The sequence below is a fragment of the Clostridium sp. K04 genome, from assembly GCF_019734375.1.
GTDB lineage: Bacteria > Bacillota > Clostridia > Clostridiales > Clostridiaceae > Clostridium > Clostridium saudiense.
Window position 1 is genome coordinate 100,193 of the sequence record NZ_JAASHD010000005.1, and the last position, 19,325, is coordinate 119,517.

At 29.5% G+C, this 19,325-nt stretch carries 19 protein-coding genes; 18 read left to right on the plus strand and 1 reads right to left on the minus strand.

The genetic code is table 11. The features are described 5' to 3' along the window. Positions 1–13: 13 nt before the first annotated feature. The 3 genes from rplS to HCG70_RS03850 all read left to right on the plus strand — a co-directional run bounded on the left by rplS (position 14) and on the right by HCG70_RS03850 (position 2,454). Positions 14–364, plus strand: a complete 351-nt coding sequence (gene rplS, locus HCG70_RS03840) for a 50S ribosomal protein L19 (protein ID WP_042396536.1) — start codon at positions 14–16, stop codon at positions 362–364. A 318-nt stretch (positions 365–682) separates the two neighbouring features. Next, the gene (ylqF, locus tag HCG70_RS03845) at positions 683–1,636 is read left to right on the plus strand and encodes a ribosome biogenesis GTPase YlqF (protein WP_042396539.1); all 954 of its coding nucleotides are present in this window, start codon (positions 683–685) and stop codon (positions 1,634–1,636) included. After that, positions 1,636–2,454 carry a ribonuclease HII gene (locus HCG70_RS03850; protein ID WP_042396541.1) on the plus strand — a complete coding sequence of 273 codons (819 nt, stop codon included), beginning with the start codon at positions 1,636–1,638 and terminating at the stop codon, positions 2,452–2,454. Before ylqF ends, HCG70_RS03850 begins: the two co-directional genes overlap by 1 nt. Here the strand turns inward: HCG70_RS03850 and HCG70_RS03855 are convergent, their stop codons facing one another. Next, a complete protein-coding gene (locus HCG70_RS03855; RefSeq protein ID WP_042396544.1) occupies positions 2,455–2,826 on the minus strand; it encodes a YraN family protein in 372 nt (123 codons plus the stop codon). A gap of 125 nt (positions 2,827–2,951) precedes the next feature. On the opposite strand from HCG70_RS03855, the gene HCG70_RS03860 reads away from it, so the two are divergent. The 15 genes from HCG70_RS03860 (at position 2,952) to HCG70_RS03930 (ending at position 19,311) form a co-directional block, all read left to right on the plus strand. Next, a complete protein-coding gene (locus HCG70_RS03860) occupies positions 2,952–4,475 on the plus strand; it encodes a YifB family Mg chelatase-like AAA ATPase (protein ID WP_042396548.1) in 1,524 nt (507 codons plus the stop codon). Positions 4,476–4,491: 16 nt separating this feature from the next. Next, positions 4,492–5,550: a DNA-processing protein DprA gene (dprA, locus tag HCG70_RS03865; protein WP_042396549.1), complete on the plus strand. Its 1,059-nt coding sequence runs from the start codon at positions 4,492–4,494 to the stop codon at positions 5,548–5,550. Positions 5,551–5,599: 49 nt separating this feature from the next. Beyond that, positions 5,600–7,705: a type I DNA topoisomerase gene (gene topA, locus HCG70_RS03870; protein ID WP_055290942.1), complete on the plus strand. Its 2,106-nt coding sequence runs from the start codon at positions 5,600–5,602 to the stop codon at positions 7,703–7,705. A gap of 159 nt (positions 7,706–7,864) precedes the next feature. After that, positions 7,865–8,641 (plus strand): GTP-sensing pleiotropic transcriptional regulator CodY, encoded by a 777-nt coding sequence (gene codY, locus HCG70_RS03875; protein WP_042396553.1) that lies wholly within the window; start codon positions 7,865–7,867, stop codon positions 8,639–8,641. A gap of 392 nt (positions 8,642–9,033) precedes the next feature. Beyond that, on the plus strand, positions 9,034–9,735 hold the full coding sequence (rpsB, locus tag HCG70_RS03880; RefSeq protein WP_042396556.1) for a 30S ribosomal protein S2: 702 nt from the start codon (positions 9,034–9,036) through the stop codon (positions 9,733–9,735). An 86-nt stretch (positions 9,736–9,821) separates the two neighbouring features. Beyond that, positions 9,822–10,736 (plus strand): translation elongation factor Ts, encoded by a 915-nt coding sequence (gene tsf, locus HCG70_RS03885; RefSeq protein WP_042396558.1) that lies wholly within the window; start codon positions 9,822–9,824, stop codon positions 10,734–10,736. Positions 10,737–10,808: 72 nt separating this feature from the next. After that, positions 10,809–11,519, plus strand: a complete 711-nt coding sequence (gene pyrH / locus HCG70_RS03890) for a UMP kinase (protein WP_042396561.1) — start codon at positions 10,809–10,811, stop codon at positions 11,517–11,519. A 13-nt stretch (positions 11,520–11,532) separates the two neighbouring features. Continuing rightward, the gene (frr, locus tag HCG70_RS03895) at positions 11,533–12,090 is read left to right on the plus strand and encodes a ribosome recycling factor (RefSeq protein ID WP_042396563.1); all 558 of its coding nucleotides are present in this window, start codon (positions 11,533–11,535) and stop codon (positions 12,088–12,090) included. Positions 12,091–12,206: 116 nt separating this feature from the next. Continuing rightward, on the plus strand, positions 12,207–12,965 hold the full coding sequence (locus HCG70_RS03900; protein WP_042396566.1) for an isoprenyl transferase: 759 nt from the start codon (positions 12,207–12,209) through the stop codon (positions 12,963–12,965). Between the two features lie 15 nt (positions 12,966–12,980). Continuing rightward, entirely contained in the window at positions 12,981–13,775 is a 795-nt protein-coding gene (locus tag HCG70_RS03905; RefSeq protein ID WP_042396568.1) for a phosphatidate cytidylyltransferase, read from the plus strand. 141 nt (positions 13,776–13,916) lie between these two features. Further along, positions 13,917–14,900, plus strand: a complete 984-nt coding sequence (locus HCG70_RS03910) for an AI-2E family transporter (RefSeq protein WP_042396571.1) — start codon at positions 13,917–13,919, stop codon at positions 14,898–14,900. A gap of 9 nt (positions 14,901–14,909) precedes the next feature. Then, complete coding sequence (dxr, locus tag HCG70_RS03915) at positions 14,910–16,082, plus strand: 1-deoxy-D-xylulose-5-phosphate reductoisomerase (protein WP_042396573.1); 1,173 nt, start codon at positions 14,910–14,912, stop codon at positions 16,080–16,082. Then, a complete protein-coding gene (locus HCG70_RS03920; protein WP_055290946.1) occupies positions 16,083–17,102 on the plus strand; it encodes an RIP metalloprotease in 1,020 nt (339 codons plus the stop codon). 12 nt (positions 17,103–17,114) lie between these two features. Beyond that, positions 17,115–18,164 (plus strand): flavodoxin-dependent (E)-4-hydroxy-3-methylbut-2-enyl-diphosphate synthase, encoded by a 1,050-nt coding sequence (gene ispG, locus HCG70_RS03925; protein ID WP_042396577.1) that lies wholly within the window; start codon positions 17,115–17,117, stop codon positions 18,162–18,164. Positions 18,165–18,345: 181 nt separating this feature from the next. Further along, positions 18,346–19,311: an IS30 family transposase gene (locus HCG70_RS03930; protein ID WP_042403103.1), complete on the plus strand. Its 966-nt coding sequence runs from the start codon at positions 18,346–18,348 to the stop codon at positions 19,309–19,311. Positions 19,312–19,325 lie beyond the last annotated feature (14 nt).

Consider the following 19,325-nt stretch of genomic DNA (forward strand, 5'->3'; position numbering starts at 1 on the left):
GAGGGAATGCACGATGAACGAAATATTAAGAGCTATAGAAGCAGAACAAATCAGAACTGATTTACCAGAATTCCACGTTGGGGATAATGTTAAATTACACGTTAAAGTTAAAGAAGGTAACAGAGAAAGAATTCAAATGTTCGAAGGTACTGTTATAAAGAGACAAAACGGTGGTTTAAGAGAAACTTTCACTGTAAGAAGATTAGCTTACGGAGTTGGAGTTGAAAGAACTTTCCCAGTTAACTCACCAATCATCGAAAAGATGGAAGTTACAAGAAGAGGTAAAGTAAGAAGAGCTAAGTTATTCTACTTAAGAGATAGAGTAGGTAAGGCTGCTAAAGTTAAAGAATTATTAACTAGATAATTTAAAGTTAATAAAGATATTAAGGGACTTAGTATTAAGTCCCTTTTTGTTTGCAATAATATAAGTGAAACTCTAAATCTTCGATTTAGTTAGTTGAACTTGCTTGAAAGTCCAAATTTTAATTTGCTAAGTTGAAGGTACACTTTAGTGTACTCAGCTATGGAAGAGAGTTGAGTTTCATTTGAAGGATTTAAACTTAATAAAAGAAATTTTAATTAACTTAACAAAACTTAAAGTTCAATATTTATTGAAAGTTGATTTAGATAAATATAATTGTTAAGAATAAATAATAGATATTTAGTTAAAGGAGGATGAATTATGGCTACAATAAATTGGTTCCCGGGTCATATGAAAAAAACAAAAAGAGAAATTGAAGATAATTTAAAGCTTGTTGATGCTGTAATAGAAATTAGGGATGCTAGAATTCCAAGAAGTTCTGCAAACCCAGATATAGATAAACTTTGTGCTGGAAAGCCAAGAATAATTTTATTAAATAAAAGTGATTTGACGGAAGCAAAGGTAACTAAAGATTGGATAAAAGAATTATCTAATGAAAATGTTAAGGTTTTAGAAGTTAATTGTTTAAAAGGTCAAGGATTACAACAAATAAAACCTGCATTATTAGAACTATTAAAAGAAAAGCATGAAAGAGCTAAAGCTAAAGGATTAGTTAAATTTATGATGAGAGTTATGGTAGTTGGTGTGCCTAACTGTGGTAAATCTACATTTATAAATAAAATGGCAAGAAATAATATTGCTAAAACAGGAGATAGAGCTGGTGTTACTAAGAGCAAGCAATGGATAAAGACATCTCTTGATATGGAAATGTTAGATACTCCAGGTGTATTATGGCCTAAATTTGAAGATGAGAGAACTGCGTTAAATTTAGCCTTCACAGGAGCTATAAAAGATGAAATAATGGATATAGAAGAATTAGCGCTTAAGCTTGTTGAAAGACTTCAAGAGTATTATCCAGATAGATTGATAGAAAGATTTGGTATTACAGAAATACAAGAAAATCCATTAGATAATCTTGATGCCATTGCAAGAAAAAGAGGATGTATTATGGCTCGTAATGAAATTAATTATAATAGAATTGCCGTAATGCTTATTGATGAATTTAGAGGTGGAAAGCTAGGAAAGATTTCTTTAGAGCGTCCTGATGATGTTTTTGAAGAAGTTGAAACTGTAGTAAAAGAAGAAACTGAAAAAGAAAGAAAAAGAAGAATAAGAAAAGAAAAGAGAAATGAAAAGAAAAAGGAAAAGAGATAATGGATATATTAACTATGGATATTAGCGGTTTAAGCTATAAAATTGTTAAAGAAAAAGTTGATGAAATTAATGTCAATGAATTACATGATTCTCAAGAATTAATTAATATTATAGATATATTAAAGGCTGATAAAAGAAAAAATATCAATAGCTTAGGTGATAAACTTCAAAGAGCTAAGGAAAAGATAGAAAATGAAATCAAAAGAGTAAGAAGTATGTATGATTTTGATAAGTCTTTTGAAGGATTTAATATTATTGCTGGTGTTGATGAGGTTGGGAGAGGACCATTAGCGGGACCAATTGTTTCATGTGCTGTAGTATTAGATTTAAATGTTGTAGATGAAGAGTTAATATTATGGATAAATGACTCTAAGAAGTTAAATGAAAAGAAAAGAGAAGAGTTAGCAGAAGTTATAAAAGAAAAGGCATTAGCTTATCATATTGCTTCGCGTGATTCAAAGGAAATAGATTCTAGAGGAATTGGTGTTTGTAATAATGAAGTATTTCTTGAAGCATGCAATAGTTTAGAAGTTAAACCAGATTTAGTTTTATCTGATGGATATACAGTAAAGGGAATAAAAATACCTAATAAATCTGTTATTAAAGGAGATACAAAATCTGCATGCATAGCAGCTGCATCTATAGTTGCAAAAGTATATAGAGATAACTTAATGAAGGAATATTCAAAAAAATACCCATATTATGCTTTTGAAGAAAATGTAGGTTATGGAACATCTAAGCATATAGAAGGGCTTAAAGAATATGGGCCAACAGAAATACATAGAATGTCATTTTTAAATAATATATTAGAACGTTAGTTAATATGCTCTAAAAGCATCTTCTATATGATTAATAATATAAGAAGAGTTTAAGTTGTTAAATATTATTTCGATTATATCGTATCTAATATTGTAATCAAAATATTTTTTAGACATTGAATATAATTTTGAGAGTTTAATAATTTGATTTTGTTTATAGTAGGTAACAGATTCTATTGGGAAACCAAATGAATTTGAGTACCTACTTTTTATTTCGCAAAAAATTAGCAAATCTTTATTCATACACACAATGTCGATTTCGCCAAATCGATTTCTATAATTCATATTTAAAATTCTATAACCTTTAGATATTAGGTAATCACGAGCTAAACTTTCACCAAATTCACCAATTAACTTTTTGTAATTATTCATAAAATCACTCCTTATTTTAATGATGGACTATGAAATTATTTTTATTCATTTGAGATTAAAGAAATATCACATTGTCAATAATGAAGAGGTACTATTGAAATATGAAGGGATTGTGATTTAAAAACATGGCTATAAAAATAATAAGTGCAACTCATAGTGGGCTAGATGGAGTATTGATTAATGTTGAAGTAGATATAACGAAAGGTATACCTATATTTAATATAGTTGGATTACCTGATATATCGATTAAAGAATCTAAGGAGAGAGTGAGACTTGCAATTGTAAATAGTGGTTATGAATTTCCTTTAGGGAGAATTACTATAAACTTAGCTCCGGCTGATGTGAGAAAGATTGGGACACTATTAGATTTGCCTATTGCGTTAGGAATTTTAATGGCCTCAGGACAAATAGATGAGAAAGAATTAGATGATTATATTATCTTTGGAGAGTTATCATTAAATGGTGAATTAAAGGGCATTAAAGGAGCTATCCCTATAATTTTTGAAGGAGATATTAATGAAAAGAAAAACTTCATATTTCCGTTGGAAAATTTAAAGGAAATGAGAAGCTTTGTATTAGGAAATTTTTATCCTTTTAAAACTTTAAATCAAGCAATTTCCTTTATTGAAAATAATGATTTACTTCCTTATAAGAGAGAGAAAAAAAGAGTTAAGAAAGAAATTTATATAAATAAATTTGAAGATATTATGGGACAGTATACATCAAAGCATGCAATGGAGATAGTTGCAGCCGGAGGACATAATATTATGCTTTTTGGTTCGCCTGGATGTGGTAAAACAATGTTAGCAAAAGCTTTACCATCAATATTACCTCCAATGACTTTAGAAGAGCAAATGGAAGTTGCAAAGATTTATAGTGTATCGGGGATGTTAAATGATGGATATGATATAAAAAGGCCATTTAGAGCACCTCATCATACTATAACTAAAACTGCTTTAATCGGAGGGGGAAGGGATATTAAAGCTGGAGAAATAACACTTGCACATAATGGGATATTGTTTTTAGATGAAATTCTTGAGTTTAAAAAGGAAATTTTAGAATTATTGAGGCAGCCATTAGAAGATAGAATTATAAATGTTTCAAGGTTAAAAGAAAGTTATACATTGCCAAGTAATTTTATTTTAGTTGGAACATTTAATCCATGCCCTTGTGGAAAAATGCTTGATTATGATTCTACTTCAGTATGTACTTGTAGTGAGATAGAGAAAAAAAGGTATATTAATAGAATGTCTAGAGCCTTATTAGATAGAATTGATATTTTAAATTTTGTTCCAAGAATAAAATCTACAGAGATTGATGGAGAAAAAGATAAAATTAATTCTGACAATATGCGACATAGAGTAATACTTGCACGGGAAATTCAAAAAGAGAGATTTAAAGGATCAAATTATAGATATAATTCAGAAGTAGTTGGAAAAGATGTTTTAAAAATGTGTAATTTAAGTAAAGAAGGGAAAAAAGTTCTTGAATCATATTATAAAAGATATGATATTACACTTAGAGGATATACCAAAATAGTTAAAGTTGCAAGAACTATAGCGGATTTAGAATGTAGAGATGAAATAATGGATTATCATATTATTGAAGCAATAGGATTTAGAAAAAATGTTTTTGGGGAAATAATTTAAAGAGAGGTATACGTAGATGGATAAGTATAAGATATGGTTTATTTTATTGAAAATAAGTGAAGAATCAAAGGTTAAATTAATAGAAAAGTATAATAATGAAGAAAATATTTATAATAATATTGATAATATAATTAATGAAAATGAAATAAATAGGTTTTTTATATCTAGATTAAAGCATAGAAATACTATTGAAGAAGAGGCTTTTGAAGAATATTTACATAAAAATGGAATAAAATACGTAACATTAGCATCAGAATTATATCCTCAAAAGTTAAAGAGTATTAATAATCCACCTTATGTATTATTTTATAAAGGAGATTTGTCATTAGTAAATTATAAAATGGTAGCGGTTGTTGGTTCAAGAAAAAATACTATTTATGGAGAACAGGTTGCTAAATTTATAGCTAATGAATTATTTGATATTTCTTATGGAGTGGTAAGTGGTGTAGCAGCAGGAATAGATTCTGTAATGCATAGGCAGATACTTAGCAGAGGGGGAAAAACGATTGGGATATTAGGGTGTGGAATAGATGTAGTTTATCCTAGGTTTAATAAAAAATTATATGATCAAATTGTAAGTGAAGGATTGTTAATGTCAGAATTTTTACCAGGAACTAAACCATTATCGTATAATTTTCCTAAGCGTAATCGAATTATAAGTGGTTTTAGTGATAAAGGGGTAATAGTTGTAGAGGCATCAAGGAAAAGTGGTTCTTTAATTACGGCAAATTATGCTTTAGATGAAGGGAAAGATGTTTTAGCTGTGCCTGGACCAATATTTAATGAAAGTAGTGCTGGTTGTAATTTGTTAATACATCAGGGTGCTAGCCCTTTTATAGGAAAAGAAGATTTATATGATTTTCTTAATATAATTAAAAAAGAAAGTAAAAATAATAAAAAAAGTAGCATAAAAGTAAATTTGTTAGAAATAATAGGAAAAGAACCTATCCATATAGATAAAATAATTGGAAGTGTAAATATTGACAGAATAGCTTTATTTGAGTTATTATTTGAAATGCAAAATGAAAATGAAATTATTTGCCTGCCAGGCAATTATTACGTAAAGATTAGTTAGATGTTTTAGGGGGGTAAAAGCTCCTAAGCAATATATAGGAGTTGATGGTATGGGTCAGAATCTTGTTATAGTAGAGTCACCTGCAAAAGCAAAAACAATAAGTAAGTATTTAGGAAAGAATTATACAGTTGAAGCATCAATGGGGCATGTTAGAGATTTACCTAAAAGTAAATTAGGTGTTGATATAGAAGATAATTTTACTCCAAAGTATATAACTATAAGAGGAAAAGGTGAATTAATTGCTAAATTAAAGAAAGCAGCTAAGAAAGCAGATAAAATATATCTTGCAACCGACCCCGATAGAGAGGGAGAGGCTATTTCTTGGCATTTAGCAAATATTTTAAAAATTTCTGAAGATGAAACTTGTAGAATAGTTTTTAATGAAATTACAAAGGGTGCTGTAAAAGAATCTATCAAAGGAGCAAGAAAGATCAATTTAAATTTAGTTGATGCTCAACAAGCTAGAAGAGTCTTAGATAGATTAGTTGGTTATGAAATAAGTCCAATACTTTGGAAAAATGTAAAATGGGGACTTAGCGCAGGAAGAGTTCAATCTGCAGCTTTAAAATTAATATGTGATAAAGAAGAAGAAATTAAAGCATTTGAACCAAAAGAATATTGGACCGTTGATTGTGTTTTAAAGAAGGAAAGAAAAAAGTTCCCAATTAAATTAACGAAATACGAAAATAAAAAAATAGAAATTAGCAATGAAAATGAAGCTAATAAGGTAATAAGTGATTTAAAAGAAAATGAATATAGGGTAGAAAAAGTTAAAAAAGGAAGCAGACTAAAAAATCCACTTCCACCGTTTACAACAAGTACTCTTCAACAAGAAGCAGCTAAAAAATTAAACTTTATTACTAAAAGAACAATGTCAATAGCTCAAGCTTTATATGAAGGTGTAGATGTTAAAGGGTTTGGTACAGTTGGGCTTATTACTTATATGAGAACTGATTCTGTAAGAATTTCAGAAGAAGCACAAGGAAGAGCAATTGAATTTATTAAAGAAAGCTATGGTGAAGAATATATACCAGAAAAGTTAAGAGTATATAAGGGCAAGAAGAATATTCAAGATGCTCATGAAGCTATTAGACCATCTCATATAGAAATAACACCTGAAATAGCAAAGGCTAATTTAACACCTGAGCAATATAAGTTATATAGCTTAATATGGAAAAGATTTATTGCAAGCCAAATGGCATCATGTGCATTAAATACAAATAGCATTGATATTGCTAATGGAAAATATACTTTTAAAGCTTCTGGATCTACAATAAAATTTGATGGTTTTATGAAGGTATATGATTATACAACAGAAGATGATGAAAATGATGTATTACTACCAAGCTTAGAAGAGGGAGAAGTATTAGAACCTTCATCTGTTGAAGGAAAACAACATTTTACTCAACCACCTGCAAGATATACAGAGGCTTCTTTTGTAAAATTACTTGAAGAAAAGGGAATTGGTAGACCAAGTACATATGTACCTACTATTTCAACTTTATTAAGTAGAGAGTATGTAATAAGAGAAAAGAAGAATTTAATTCCTACTGAATTAGGGTTTATTGTAAATAATATAATGTCAGATTATTTTAAACAAATAGTTGATGTAGATTTTACAGCAGGAATGGAAAGAAAGCTGGATAATATTGAAGAAGGAAATGAAGAGTGGAAAAAAGTTGTTGGTGAATTCTTTGAACCATTACAAGTTGCTATAGAAAAAGCAGAAAAAGAAATTTCTAAAGTTGTAATTGAAGATAAAGTAAGCGATGTTCCATGTGATAAATGTGGAAGAATGATGGTTATAAAGAAAGGTAGATACGGAACATTCTTAGCATGTCCAGGATATCCAGAATGTAAAAATGCAAAACCTATAGTTGAAGAGTTAGATGTGCCATGCCCTAAATGTGGAGGTAAGATATTAGCTAAAAGAAGCAAAAAGGGTAAAAAGTTTTTTGGATGTTCAAATTATCCTAACTGCGACTTTGTAAGTTGGAATGAGCCAATTAAAGAACCATGCCCTAAATGTGGAAGTTATATGACAATGAAGTTTTCTAAAACAAAAGGAAATTATGCAGTTTGTTCAAATGGTGAATGTGGAAATACAATGCCTTTAGAAAATGATAAGTTAGAAAATGACAAAAAGGAAGAATAAAATATAACCCCTAACAAAACTGAGTGTCGAAAGAGTGTAAAATATGTTGTAAATAAAAAATTATTATGATACTATAAAAGATAAGAGATATCATAAGATTTTGATTATTTAGAAAATTAACATTTAGTAGATAAGAAGTATGATGGGGGGAGTATTTAATTGTCATCATTATTAAATAAAACGAGAAGATTAAATAAGATTTTACAAACGGGTGGAGCTGATCCAGTTGTATTTGATGATATATGCAATCTTTTAAGCGAAGTGCTAGAATGTAATGTATATATTATTAGTAGGAAGGGAAAAGTTTTAGGACATACTTTTTCAACAGATTTTGAATGTGAAATAATGAAGAAATATGTTTTAGATGAAGGTAGATTTCCATTAGGATATAATGAAACTTTATTAAAGATCACAGAAACTTTAGCAAATTCAAAAAGCAATGGGAATTGCGTTTTTAAAGGTGAGGGAGTTTGCGAAGTGTCTAATAAAATTTCTACTATAGTACCTATAATAGGAAATAGAGAAAGAATGGGTACATTACTTTTAGCGAGATTTGGTAATGAGTTTACTGAAGATGATTTAGTATTAACTGAGCATAGTGCAACTATAGTTGGAATGGAAATGTTAAGAGCTAAACAAGATGAGTTAGAAGATGATGCGAGAAAGAAAGCTGTTGTTCAATTAGCAATTGGAACTTTATCTTATTCGGAATTGGAAGCTGTTGACCATATATTTAATGAATTAGATGGCAACGAAGGGTTATTAGTAGCTTCTAAGATTGCTGATAAGGTTGGAATTACAAGAAGTGTTATTGTTAATGCTTTAAGAAAATTCGAAAGTGCTGGTGTAATTGAGTCTAGATCATTAGGTATGAAGGGAACTCATATCAAAATTTTAAATGAAAAGTTAATTGATGAATTAAAGAAAATAAGATAAAAATAAATGGAGATTATACGAGAGTATAATCTCTTTTGCATATATATGGTTATATAATGTGTTAAAAGTAAAAAATGCAGTAAATGATTGTTTATTGACTTATTATATTTTATCAATTGTTTATAATTTTGTATTTCGGGAATAATAAGAAAGATAATTATTATTAAAAAGGTAGTATATTAGTGTTTAGAAGTAATAAAATTATAGTGAATTTATTCTTTTATGACGTGAAAGATAAAATATGCAAAAAATATGTTGCTAGTATAAGAAGCTTGTGATATACTAACCTAGGTAATAAAATACGCACACAGCCCAATTTATAAAGTTGGTGCCTGAATTTGGGAAGCTTTATAAGAATGAAGGCTGTGGAGGAAAAACCAGGAGGTAACAAAATGTCAGTAATATCAATGAAACAATTATTAGAAGCAGGCGTTCACTTTGGACACCAAACAAGAAGATGGAACCCTAAGATGGCTCCATATATATTCACAGAAAGAAACGGAATATATATAATAGATCTTCAAAAGACAGTTAAGAAGGTAGAAGAAGCTTACAACTTCATTAGAGAAGTATCAACAGAAGGAAAAGACATTCTTTTCGTTGGAACTAAGAAACAAGCTCAAGAAGCTATTCAAGAAGAAGCTATAAGATCAAACATGCACTACGTTAACAACAGATGGTTAGGTGGTATGTTAACTAACTTCAAGACTATCAAAACTAGAATTAAGAGATTAGAAGAATTACAACAAATGGAACAAGATGGAACATTTGAAGTTTTACCTAAGAAAGAAGTAATCAAATTAAAGGGTGAAATGGAAAAATTACAAACTAACCTTGGTGGTATCACTAACTTAGATGTTAACAACATCGGAGCTATGTTTGTAGTTGACCCAAGAAAAGAAAAGAATGCTATATCTGAAGCAAAAATCTTAGGAATCCCAGTAGTAGCTATCGTAGATACTAACTGTGACCCAGAAGAAGTTGATTACGTAATCCCAGGAAACGATGACGCTATCAGAGCTGTTAAATTAATAACTGCTAAACTTGCTGATGGAATTATCGAAGGAAGACAAGGCGAACAATTAGCTGAGTAATAATTTTAAGAGGTAGGTGAGGGAAACTTCATTTACCTTTTAACCTAAAATAAGGTTTACATTTAATGTCAAGGAGGAATTTAATAATGATAACTGCTAAATCAGTTAAAGAATTAAGAGAAATGACTGGCGCAGGAATGATGGACTGCAAAAAGGCTTTAGTTGAAACTGAAGGAAATATAGAAAAAGCTGTTGAATTTTTAAGAGAAAAGGGATTAGCTGCTGCTGCTAAAAAAGCTGGTAGAGTTGCTGCTGAAGGTATAGTTAAGACTTTCGTTTCAGCTGACAAGAAAACTGCTGCTATGGTAGAAGTTAACTGTGAAACTGACTTCGTTGCTGCTAATGAAGAATTCGTTTCATTTGCAACAAAAGTTGCAGAAATGGCTGCTAACACTTCAGCTACAACTGTTGAAGAATTAGTTGCTGAAAAATTTGATGGTGAATCTACTGTAACTGAAGCTTTAACAGCTTTAATCGCTAAATTAGGCGAAAACATGACAGTAAGAAGATTTGTTAAATTCAACATAGAAAACGGTGCTATAGCTAGCTACATCCACGGTGGTGGAAGAATCGGAGTTATGGTAGAAGTTGCTAGCGAAGCTACAGATGTTGCAGCTTTAGAAGAAGTTGCTAAAGAAGTTTGTATGCAAGTTGCTGCTGCAAATCCATTATTCTTAAGCAGAGAACAAGTAGATAACGAAGCTTTAGAAAAAGAAAAAGAAATCTACAGAGTTCAAGCATTAAATGAAGGAAAACCAGAAAATATCGTTGAAAAAATGGTAATGGGAAGAATTCAAAAGTACTACAAAGAAGTTTGTCTTTTAGATCAAGCATGGGTTAAAGATGGAGATAAGTCAATATCTAAGTTCTTAGAAGAAAAATCTAAAGAAGTAGGTTCTCCAATAACTGTTACAAGATACGCTAGATTCGAAAGAGGAGAAGGTATCGAAAAAGTTGAAGAAGACTTCGCTGCAGAAGTTGCTAAGACTATGGGTATGTAATATCGAGAGAACACTTTTGTGTTCTCTTTTTTTAAGGAAAAGAGTACATATATACCACAAGGAGGGATTACAATGGCAAATATCGCATATAAAAGAGTAATGTTAAAAATTTCAGGGGAAGCTTTATCTGGAGCCAACGGATTTGGTTTTGACTTCGAAGTAGTAGGAAGAATCGCAAGAGAAGTTAAAACTTTAGTTGACATGGGTGTAGAAGTTGGTTTAGTTGTAGGTGGAGGAAACATATGGAGAGGTAGAACTGGTGAAGGTATGGACAGAACTACTGCTGACCATATGGGAATGCTAGCTACTTGTATTAATGCACTTGCATTACAAGATGCATTAGAAGGAATAGGGGTTATGACACGTGTTCAAACTGCAATAGAAATGAAAGAAATAGCTGAACCTTTCATAAGAAGAAGAGCTGTTAGACACCTTGAAAAAGGAAGAGTTGTAATCTTTGGAGCTGGATCGGGAAATCCATATTTCTCAACTGATACTGCAGCAGCATTAAGAGCAGCTGAAATTGAAGCTGATGTTATATTATTAGCTAAAAATGTTGATGGTGTATATGATAAGGATCCAAATAAGTTTGCAGATGCTAAAAAATATGATAAACTTACTTATATGGAAGTAATCGAACAAGGATTACAAGTTATGGATACAACAGCAACTACATTATGTATGGATAATAATATTCCAATACTAGTTTTCGGTATAAGTGAAGAAGGAAATATTAAAAAAGTTATGGAAGGTCAAAAAATAGGTACAATCGTATCTAAATAATAGGGAGGTATATATGATTAAAGAAGTTTTAAACACTGCTGAATCTAAAATGCAAAAGACAATATCTGTATTATCATCAGATTTAACTACATTAAAAGCTGGAAGAGCTAATCCAAAGATGCTTGATAGAATTCAAGTTGAAGCATACGGTGGATTATGTCCAATAGAGCAAGTAGGTAACATATCTGCTCCAGAACCAAGAATGTTAGTTATAACTCCATGGGATAAATCTTTATTAAAAGAAATAGAAAAAGCAATTTTAAAATCAGATTTAGGAATCAATCCTTCTAATGATGGATCTATAATAAGATTATTAGTTCCTGAATTAACAGAAGAAACAAGAAAAAATCTTGTGAAAAATGTTAAAAAATTAGGTGAAGATGCAAAAGTAGCAATAAGATCTATTAGAAGAGATGCTAATGAAAAAATTAAAGCATTAAAGAAAGACGGACATATTTCAGAAGATGAAGTTAAAAAAGGTGAAGATGCTGTTCAAAAGAAAACAGATCAATATGTTAAAGAAATAGATTCACTAATTGTAGCTAAGGAAAAAGAGATTATGTCAATTTAAAACCTGCTATTTAGCAGGTTTTTTTCTTAAGTGTAATTATTAAATTTTATTCATAAATATTACTTTACACTTTAAATATGATATGATTTATTTAAAATAAAGTGGAGGCAGAAAGAATGTTAAGTTATTTTAAAGCTAATAAGAATGTACAAGAAAATAATTTTGAATTAGATTTTGATAATATACCTCAACATATAGCTATAATTATGGATGGTAATGGTAGATGGGCAAAAGCGAGAAATTTACCTAGAACTATGGGTCATAAAGCTGGTGTAGAAACTATTAGAAGGGTTATAAAAGAAGCTGATAGACTAGGTGTAAAATATATTACTTTATATGCATTTTCAACTGAGAATTGGAAAAGACCAAAAGATGAAGTTAATGCTTTAATGAAACTTTTAGTTCAATATTTAAAAACAGAAGTAAGCGAACTACATAAAAATGGAGTAGTTTTAAGGGTGTTAGGTGATATTAATGCACTTGTAGATGATTGTAGAAGAGAAATCGAAGAATCTATAGAATTAACTAAAAATAATACAGGATTAGTATTAAATTTTGCTTTTAATTATGGTGGAAGAGATGAAATAATAAAAGCAGTAAAAAATATTATAGATGATGTGCAAGAAGGTAAAATTAATAAGGAAAATATAAATCAAGAATTATTCTCAGATTATTTATATACTAAGGATTCACCAGATCCAGATTTAATAATTAGACCATCAGGAGAACAAAGAATAAGTAATTTCTTATTATGGCAATGTGCTTATTCTGAATTTTGGTATTCAAATGTAAATTGGCCTGATTTTTCAGAGAAAGATTTACAAAGAGCTATATATGATTATCAAAATAGAGATAGAAGATTTGGTGGAGTATAGCATAGGAGGAAAAGTATGAAAATTAATAGTAGATATATAGGTGCAGTTGTACTTGCCCCACTACTAATATTTGTGCTTTTAGGCGGATTACCATTAAAATTATTCACTATAGCATTATCAGTATGTGGATTATATGAGTTTTATCATGCCTTAAAGACTAAAGAAATTAAGAGTATTCCAATAATAAGTTACATTTTATTAGTAGTTTATTACGCGCTAAACAATAATTTTGAATATATGATGTATATTTTAGTTATAGCAATTGTGTTAGCTTTAATAATACCAATTATAGATTTAAAATATTCATTTATAGATGTTGCAGTAACATTTTTAGGATTTATATATGTAGTAATTCTATTTAGTTTTATTCCATTAGTAAATTCGAAAGTTAATGGTGGATATTTAGTATGGTTAATATTTATTGGATCATGGGTTTCTGATACTGTTGCATACTATTTTGGAAGATTTTTTGGTAAGCACAAATTATGTCCAAAGGTTAGCCCTAAGAAAACTATTGAAGGTTCAATAGGAGGATTTTTAGGAGGAACACTTGGATGTGGGATATTTGGAATTATAGTAAGTAGTTATGTTCCAGAAGTTAAACTTATTCATTTCTTTTTAATTGGTGCTTTATGCGGAATAATGAGTCAATTTGGGGACTTAGTTGCTTCATCAATTAAAAGATATGTAGGATTAAAAGATTATAGTAATTTAATTCCAGGACATGGTGGAATATTAGATAGATTTGATTCAATCTTATTTAATGCAGTTGTAGTATTTTACTATTTAACGTTTGTAATAGGAATTTAAGTTTAATAGATACAATAGAAATAAACTATTGTATCTTTTTTTTATTTGAATGAAAAGTAGTCTAAAAAATATATGAATATAATAAATTAATAGTATGAAGTAATATAAACTAAGTTATCGTAGTAGAAATAAGGAGGTAAAATGAGAATATATAATGGATATAAAAAGCATTATCAATATCAAATACTAGTTAATTTATTATTATTGCTATTTCTTTTTATTGTAATAGCTTTTGTTATTAAGAATTATTTTAAACCATTTTTATCTATTATTATTTTATTAATAATATGTACTCCAATTTATGATTTAATGAAAAAAGTATTTCAAAAGAATGAAATTGCAGGAGCTCTAACAATTTTAGTAATTAATGTGCTTATGTTTTGTTTTGTATTTTATTTTGGAAATTCAATTATAGATTTAGTTCAGAGCTTTTACATAAATCATATAAATGACTTAAAGGAATGGCTTAACACAATTAAAGTTATATTTAATGTAGATTTAGAAGAAATGCTACATAATGGATCACAAGGATTATCATCAGTAACTTCTTTTAAAAGTAGTTTAGCAGTTACAGGGCAAGGAATAATATCATATATTATAGCCAATATAACTGTATATTTTACTTTAGTGGATAAAAAGTTATTTTTAAAGTTGTTAAATTGTTTATTACCTTATGATGTTGTAGAAACTATAAGGGAGAAAAAAAATAATTTAGGAGAAGTAGTAAAAATAGAAATTAAATTAGTAATAATATGTATGATAATTACTATTATAGGATTTAAAATATTAAGGATTCCTAGTGCAATATTTTTAGGGCTTATATGCGGAATTTTAGATATTTTGCCATATGTAGGAACAATAATTGTATTTATTCCAATTATAATATACAATATAATAATGAAGAAATACTTACTAGTAGTTGGATTGATAGCTTTATACTTATTATTACAGGTAGTAAGAGAGATATTAGAATTAAAGTTTCTAAGCTCTAAATTAGATATTCATCCATTAGTAGTAATGTTATCTATGTATATAGGAGCAGAAGTCTTTGGAATAATAGGAATATTCATAGGTCCTATATACTGTTTAATAGCAAAAGATTTAATATATGAAGGAACATTGTAGGAGGTATAAATGAAAAGTATTTCAATTTTAGGGGCAACTGGTTCCATTGGGACACAAACTTTAGACGTAATTAGAAATTCAGAGGGGACGATTAACCTTATAGGAATTACTGCTAATTCTTCCGTTGATAAGATTAAAGAAATAATTAAAGAGTTTAAACCAAAATATGTAGGCATGATGGAATTAAATTCTGCTAAAGTTATTGAGGAGTTTTGTAATGAAAGCTATCCAGAAATTAAAGTTTTTAGCGGGATTGATGGATTAATTAAAATTGCAACATTAGATGAGATTGATACTGTGGTTACTTCTGTTGTGGGAATGATAGGATTAAAACCAACTATGGCTGCAATAGAAGCAAAAAAGGATATTGCTTTAGCTAACAAGGAAACATTAGTTGTAGCAGGGGAACTTGTTATGAATAAAGCAAAAGAAAATAATGTTAGAATATTACCAGTTGATTCAGAACATAGCGCTATTTTCCAAAGTTTAAGTGGATATAAGAATAAAGATATTAATAAAATAATATTAACTGCTTCAGGAGGTCCATTTAGAGGAAAGAACTTAGAAGATTTAAAAGATGTGACAGTAAAGGAAGCACTAAAACATCCAAAATGGAATATGGGGCAAAAGATATCTATAGATTCAGCTAGTCTTATGAATAAAGGGTTAGAGGTTATAGAAGCCCATTTCTTATTTGATACTGATTATGACAATATTGAGGTTGTTGTTCATCCTCAAAGTATAATTCACTCTATGGTTGAGTATAAGGATGCAAGTATTATAGCTCAAATGGGAACGCCTGATATGAGATTACCAATACAATATGCATTAAATTATCCAGAAAGAAAAGGTATGATTGCAAAGCCACTTAATTTTTATGAAGTAGGATCATTAACGTTTGAAAAACCAGATTTAGATACTTTTAAGTGTTTAAAATTTGCATACGATGCAGGTAAAATTGGAGGTCTTGCACCTACTATTTTAAATGGTGCTAATGAAGAAGCAGTAGCATTATTATTAGAGGAAAAAATAAAGTTCTTACAAATAGCAGAAATAATAGAAGAGTGTATGAATGTATTTAAAGAAAACTATTATGATGAGCTAACTTTAGAAAATATTGTAGAGTTAGATAAAAAGGTAAGAAAATATATAAGAAATAAATGGGAGTTAGGAGTGAAGTAAGTGTATATTATAATGGCAATATTGGGCTTTAGCTTACTAATTATTGTTCATGAATTAGGACATTTTATTATGGCTAAGGTAAATGGTATTAAGGTAGAAGAGTTTTCAATAGGAATGGGACCTGAGGTTTTCTCTAAAAAGGGAAAGGAGACTCAATATTCATTAAGACTATTTCCTATAGGTGGATATGTTAAAATGCTTGGTGAAGAGGAAGACGTTGAAGATGAAAGAAGCTTTTCTTCTAAATCACCATTAAGACGAATTACAGTTATATTAGCTGGTGCTACAATGAATATTATTTTTGCAATTATAGCATTTTCTATAATAATTAGTAATAGAGGATATACAGAAACTACAATAAGTAAATTAGAGCCAGATACTCCTGCAATTGAATCAGGTTTACAAGTAGGAGATAAAATATTAACAATAGATGGGGCCAGAGTATTTACGACTACAGATGTATCAATGGGTATTCAACTTTCTAAGGGAGATTCTGTAGATTTAGTAGTAGATAGAAATGGAGAAAAGGAAAACATTACAGTTACTCCAAGATTAATTGAACAAGATGGAACACAAATGTATCAAATAGGATTTCACTATACACCTGTAGAAAATCCAACAATACTTGAATCTATAAGAGAGTCATTTAATGAGACAATTTCATTAGTAACACAAACATTTAAGAGTCTTAAGATGATGGTTACTGGAAATATAAACTTTAAAACAGATGTTGGTGGACCGGTAACTATAATTAAAATGTCAGGGCAAGCAGCTAAAAATGGATTAATGACATTGACATATTTCTTAGGATTCATTAGTATTAACTTAGCTGTGTTTAATTTATTACCTTTCCCTGCACTTGATGGTGGATGGACTGTAATATTATTAATAGAGCTAATAACAAGAAGAAAAGTTCCAGATAAAGTTGTTGGAGCAGCAAACTATGTAGGGTTTATGATATTAATAGGCTTTATGATTGTAGTAACATTAAAAGATATATTATTCCCTATTAGTTTATAGGAGCGAGGAAAAATGGAAAGAAAAATTACAAGAAAAGTTAAGGTTGGATCTGTTTATGTTGGAGGAGATGCACCAGTTTCAATTCAATCTATGACTAATACAGATACAAGAGATGTAGAAGCAACATTAAATCAAATAAGAGAATTACATGTTGCCGGATGCGAAATAATAAGGTGTGCTGTACCAGATATGATTGCTGCAGAAGCAATTAAAGATATATGTGCAGGATCACCAATGCCTGTAGTAGCAGATATACACTTTGATTATAAATTAGCTTTAAAGTGTGTTGAAAATGGAATTAGTGCAATTAGAATTAATCCAGGTAATATTGGTAATGTTGAAAGAGTAAAGGCTGTTACAGAAGCATGTAAAGCTAAAAATATTCCAATAAGAATTGGAGTTAACTCAGGTTCTTTAGAAAAGGATATTTTAGAAAGAGATGGAAAACCTACAGCAAAAGGTCTTGTTGAATCTGCATTAAGACATGTAAAGATATTAGAAGAATTAGATTTTCATGATATAGTAATATCAATTAAATCTTCTGATGTTCCTATGATGATAGAAGCATATAGATTAATGAGCACAAAGTGTAACTATCCTCTTCATTTAGGGGTTACGGAGTCAGGTACTGTTTTTAGAGGAACTATTAAGTCTACACTTGGAATAGGAACATTATTAGCAGAAGGGATAGGAGATACTATAAGAGTATCATTAACTAGTGATCCAATAGAAGAAATTAAAGTAGCAAAGGAAATGTTAGTTGCCTTAGGTTTAAGAAAGCAAGGAATGACTTTTGTATCCTGTCCAACTTGCGGAAGAACTCAAATAAACCTTATAAAAATTGCAGAAGAAGTAGAAAAAAGACTTGAAAACTGTAATAAAAATATTAAGGTTGCAGTTATGGGCTGTGTTGTAAATGGCCCAGGGGAAGCAAGAGAAGCTGATATTGGTATTGCAGGTGGAAAAGGTGAAGGATTAATTTTCAAAAAAGGTGAAATAATTAAAAAAGTTAAAGAAGAGGACCTTATTGAAGAATTAATGAAAGAAATAGAAAATTTATAAAAATACAATAATCTCCAAGGTTACTTTAATATTAAGATTAACCTTGGGGATATTTTTTATAATTATGATAAATTACAATATCAAGTGCAACACTAATTAATTGCAAAAAAAATAACCCATACGGGTACGTTCATGTTAAAGTAATAATTGACTAGAAAACCACTTTAAAGGACGTGACTGTATGAGCTATAAACATATTACTATAAATGAACGTTGTTGTATAGTAGAATATTTAAATTTAGGATGGAGTTTATCTAAAATAGCCAAAGAACTCAACAGAAATAAATCAAGTATTTCAAGAGAAATTAAAAGAAACAATCTTAATGGAAGATACAAAGCTCATGTAGCTCAAGATAAATATGAAAACAGAAGAGTTAAATGTAAACCTCATGGAAAAATTGCTAACGCTTCGTTAGTAAACTATGTTCAAGAAAAGCTAAATAATCACTGGTCTCCAGAACAGATTTCAGGTCGTCTAAAACTTGAATTTAATAAACAAATAATTTCATTTAGCACTATATACTCTTGGCTATATAAAGGTATTTTGGAGCACTGTTCCGTTGACCTGCTTCGCAGGAAGGGTAAATCACTAAAACCAAGAGAAACTCGAGGTAAATTCAATATAGGGAAAACAATAAGTCAAAGACCTAAAGATGTAAGAAAAAGATTAGATATTGGACACTGGGAACTTGATACTATTGTTTCAAGTAGGGGAAAATCTAAGGCGTGTCTTTCAACTTTCGTTGAAAGAAAAACACGTTTAACAAAAATCAGAATAATGCAAAATAGAAAAGCTTCTACTTTTAATGAACATTGTATTATTGCATTAGGCAAATTTGGTAGGAATAATTTAAAATCATTGACTGTAGACCGTGGTAAAGAATTTGCTGGATATTTAGAGTTAGAAAATAAATTAGACTTAGATGTGTATTTTGCTGATGCTTACAGTTCATGGCAAAGAGGAACTAATGAAAATACAAATGGCTTGATTAGAGAATTCTTTCCTAAAAAATTTGATTTTTCTACTATAAATCAAAATCATGTTGATATTGTTGAGGATATTTTAAATAATAGACCACGGAAATGTCTTGGATACAAGACACCGTTAGAAGCATTTAACGAAGAACAAGCTAAGTGTTGCACTTAGCTTGACAATTCGTC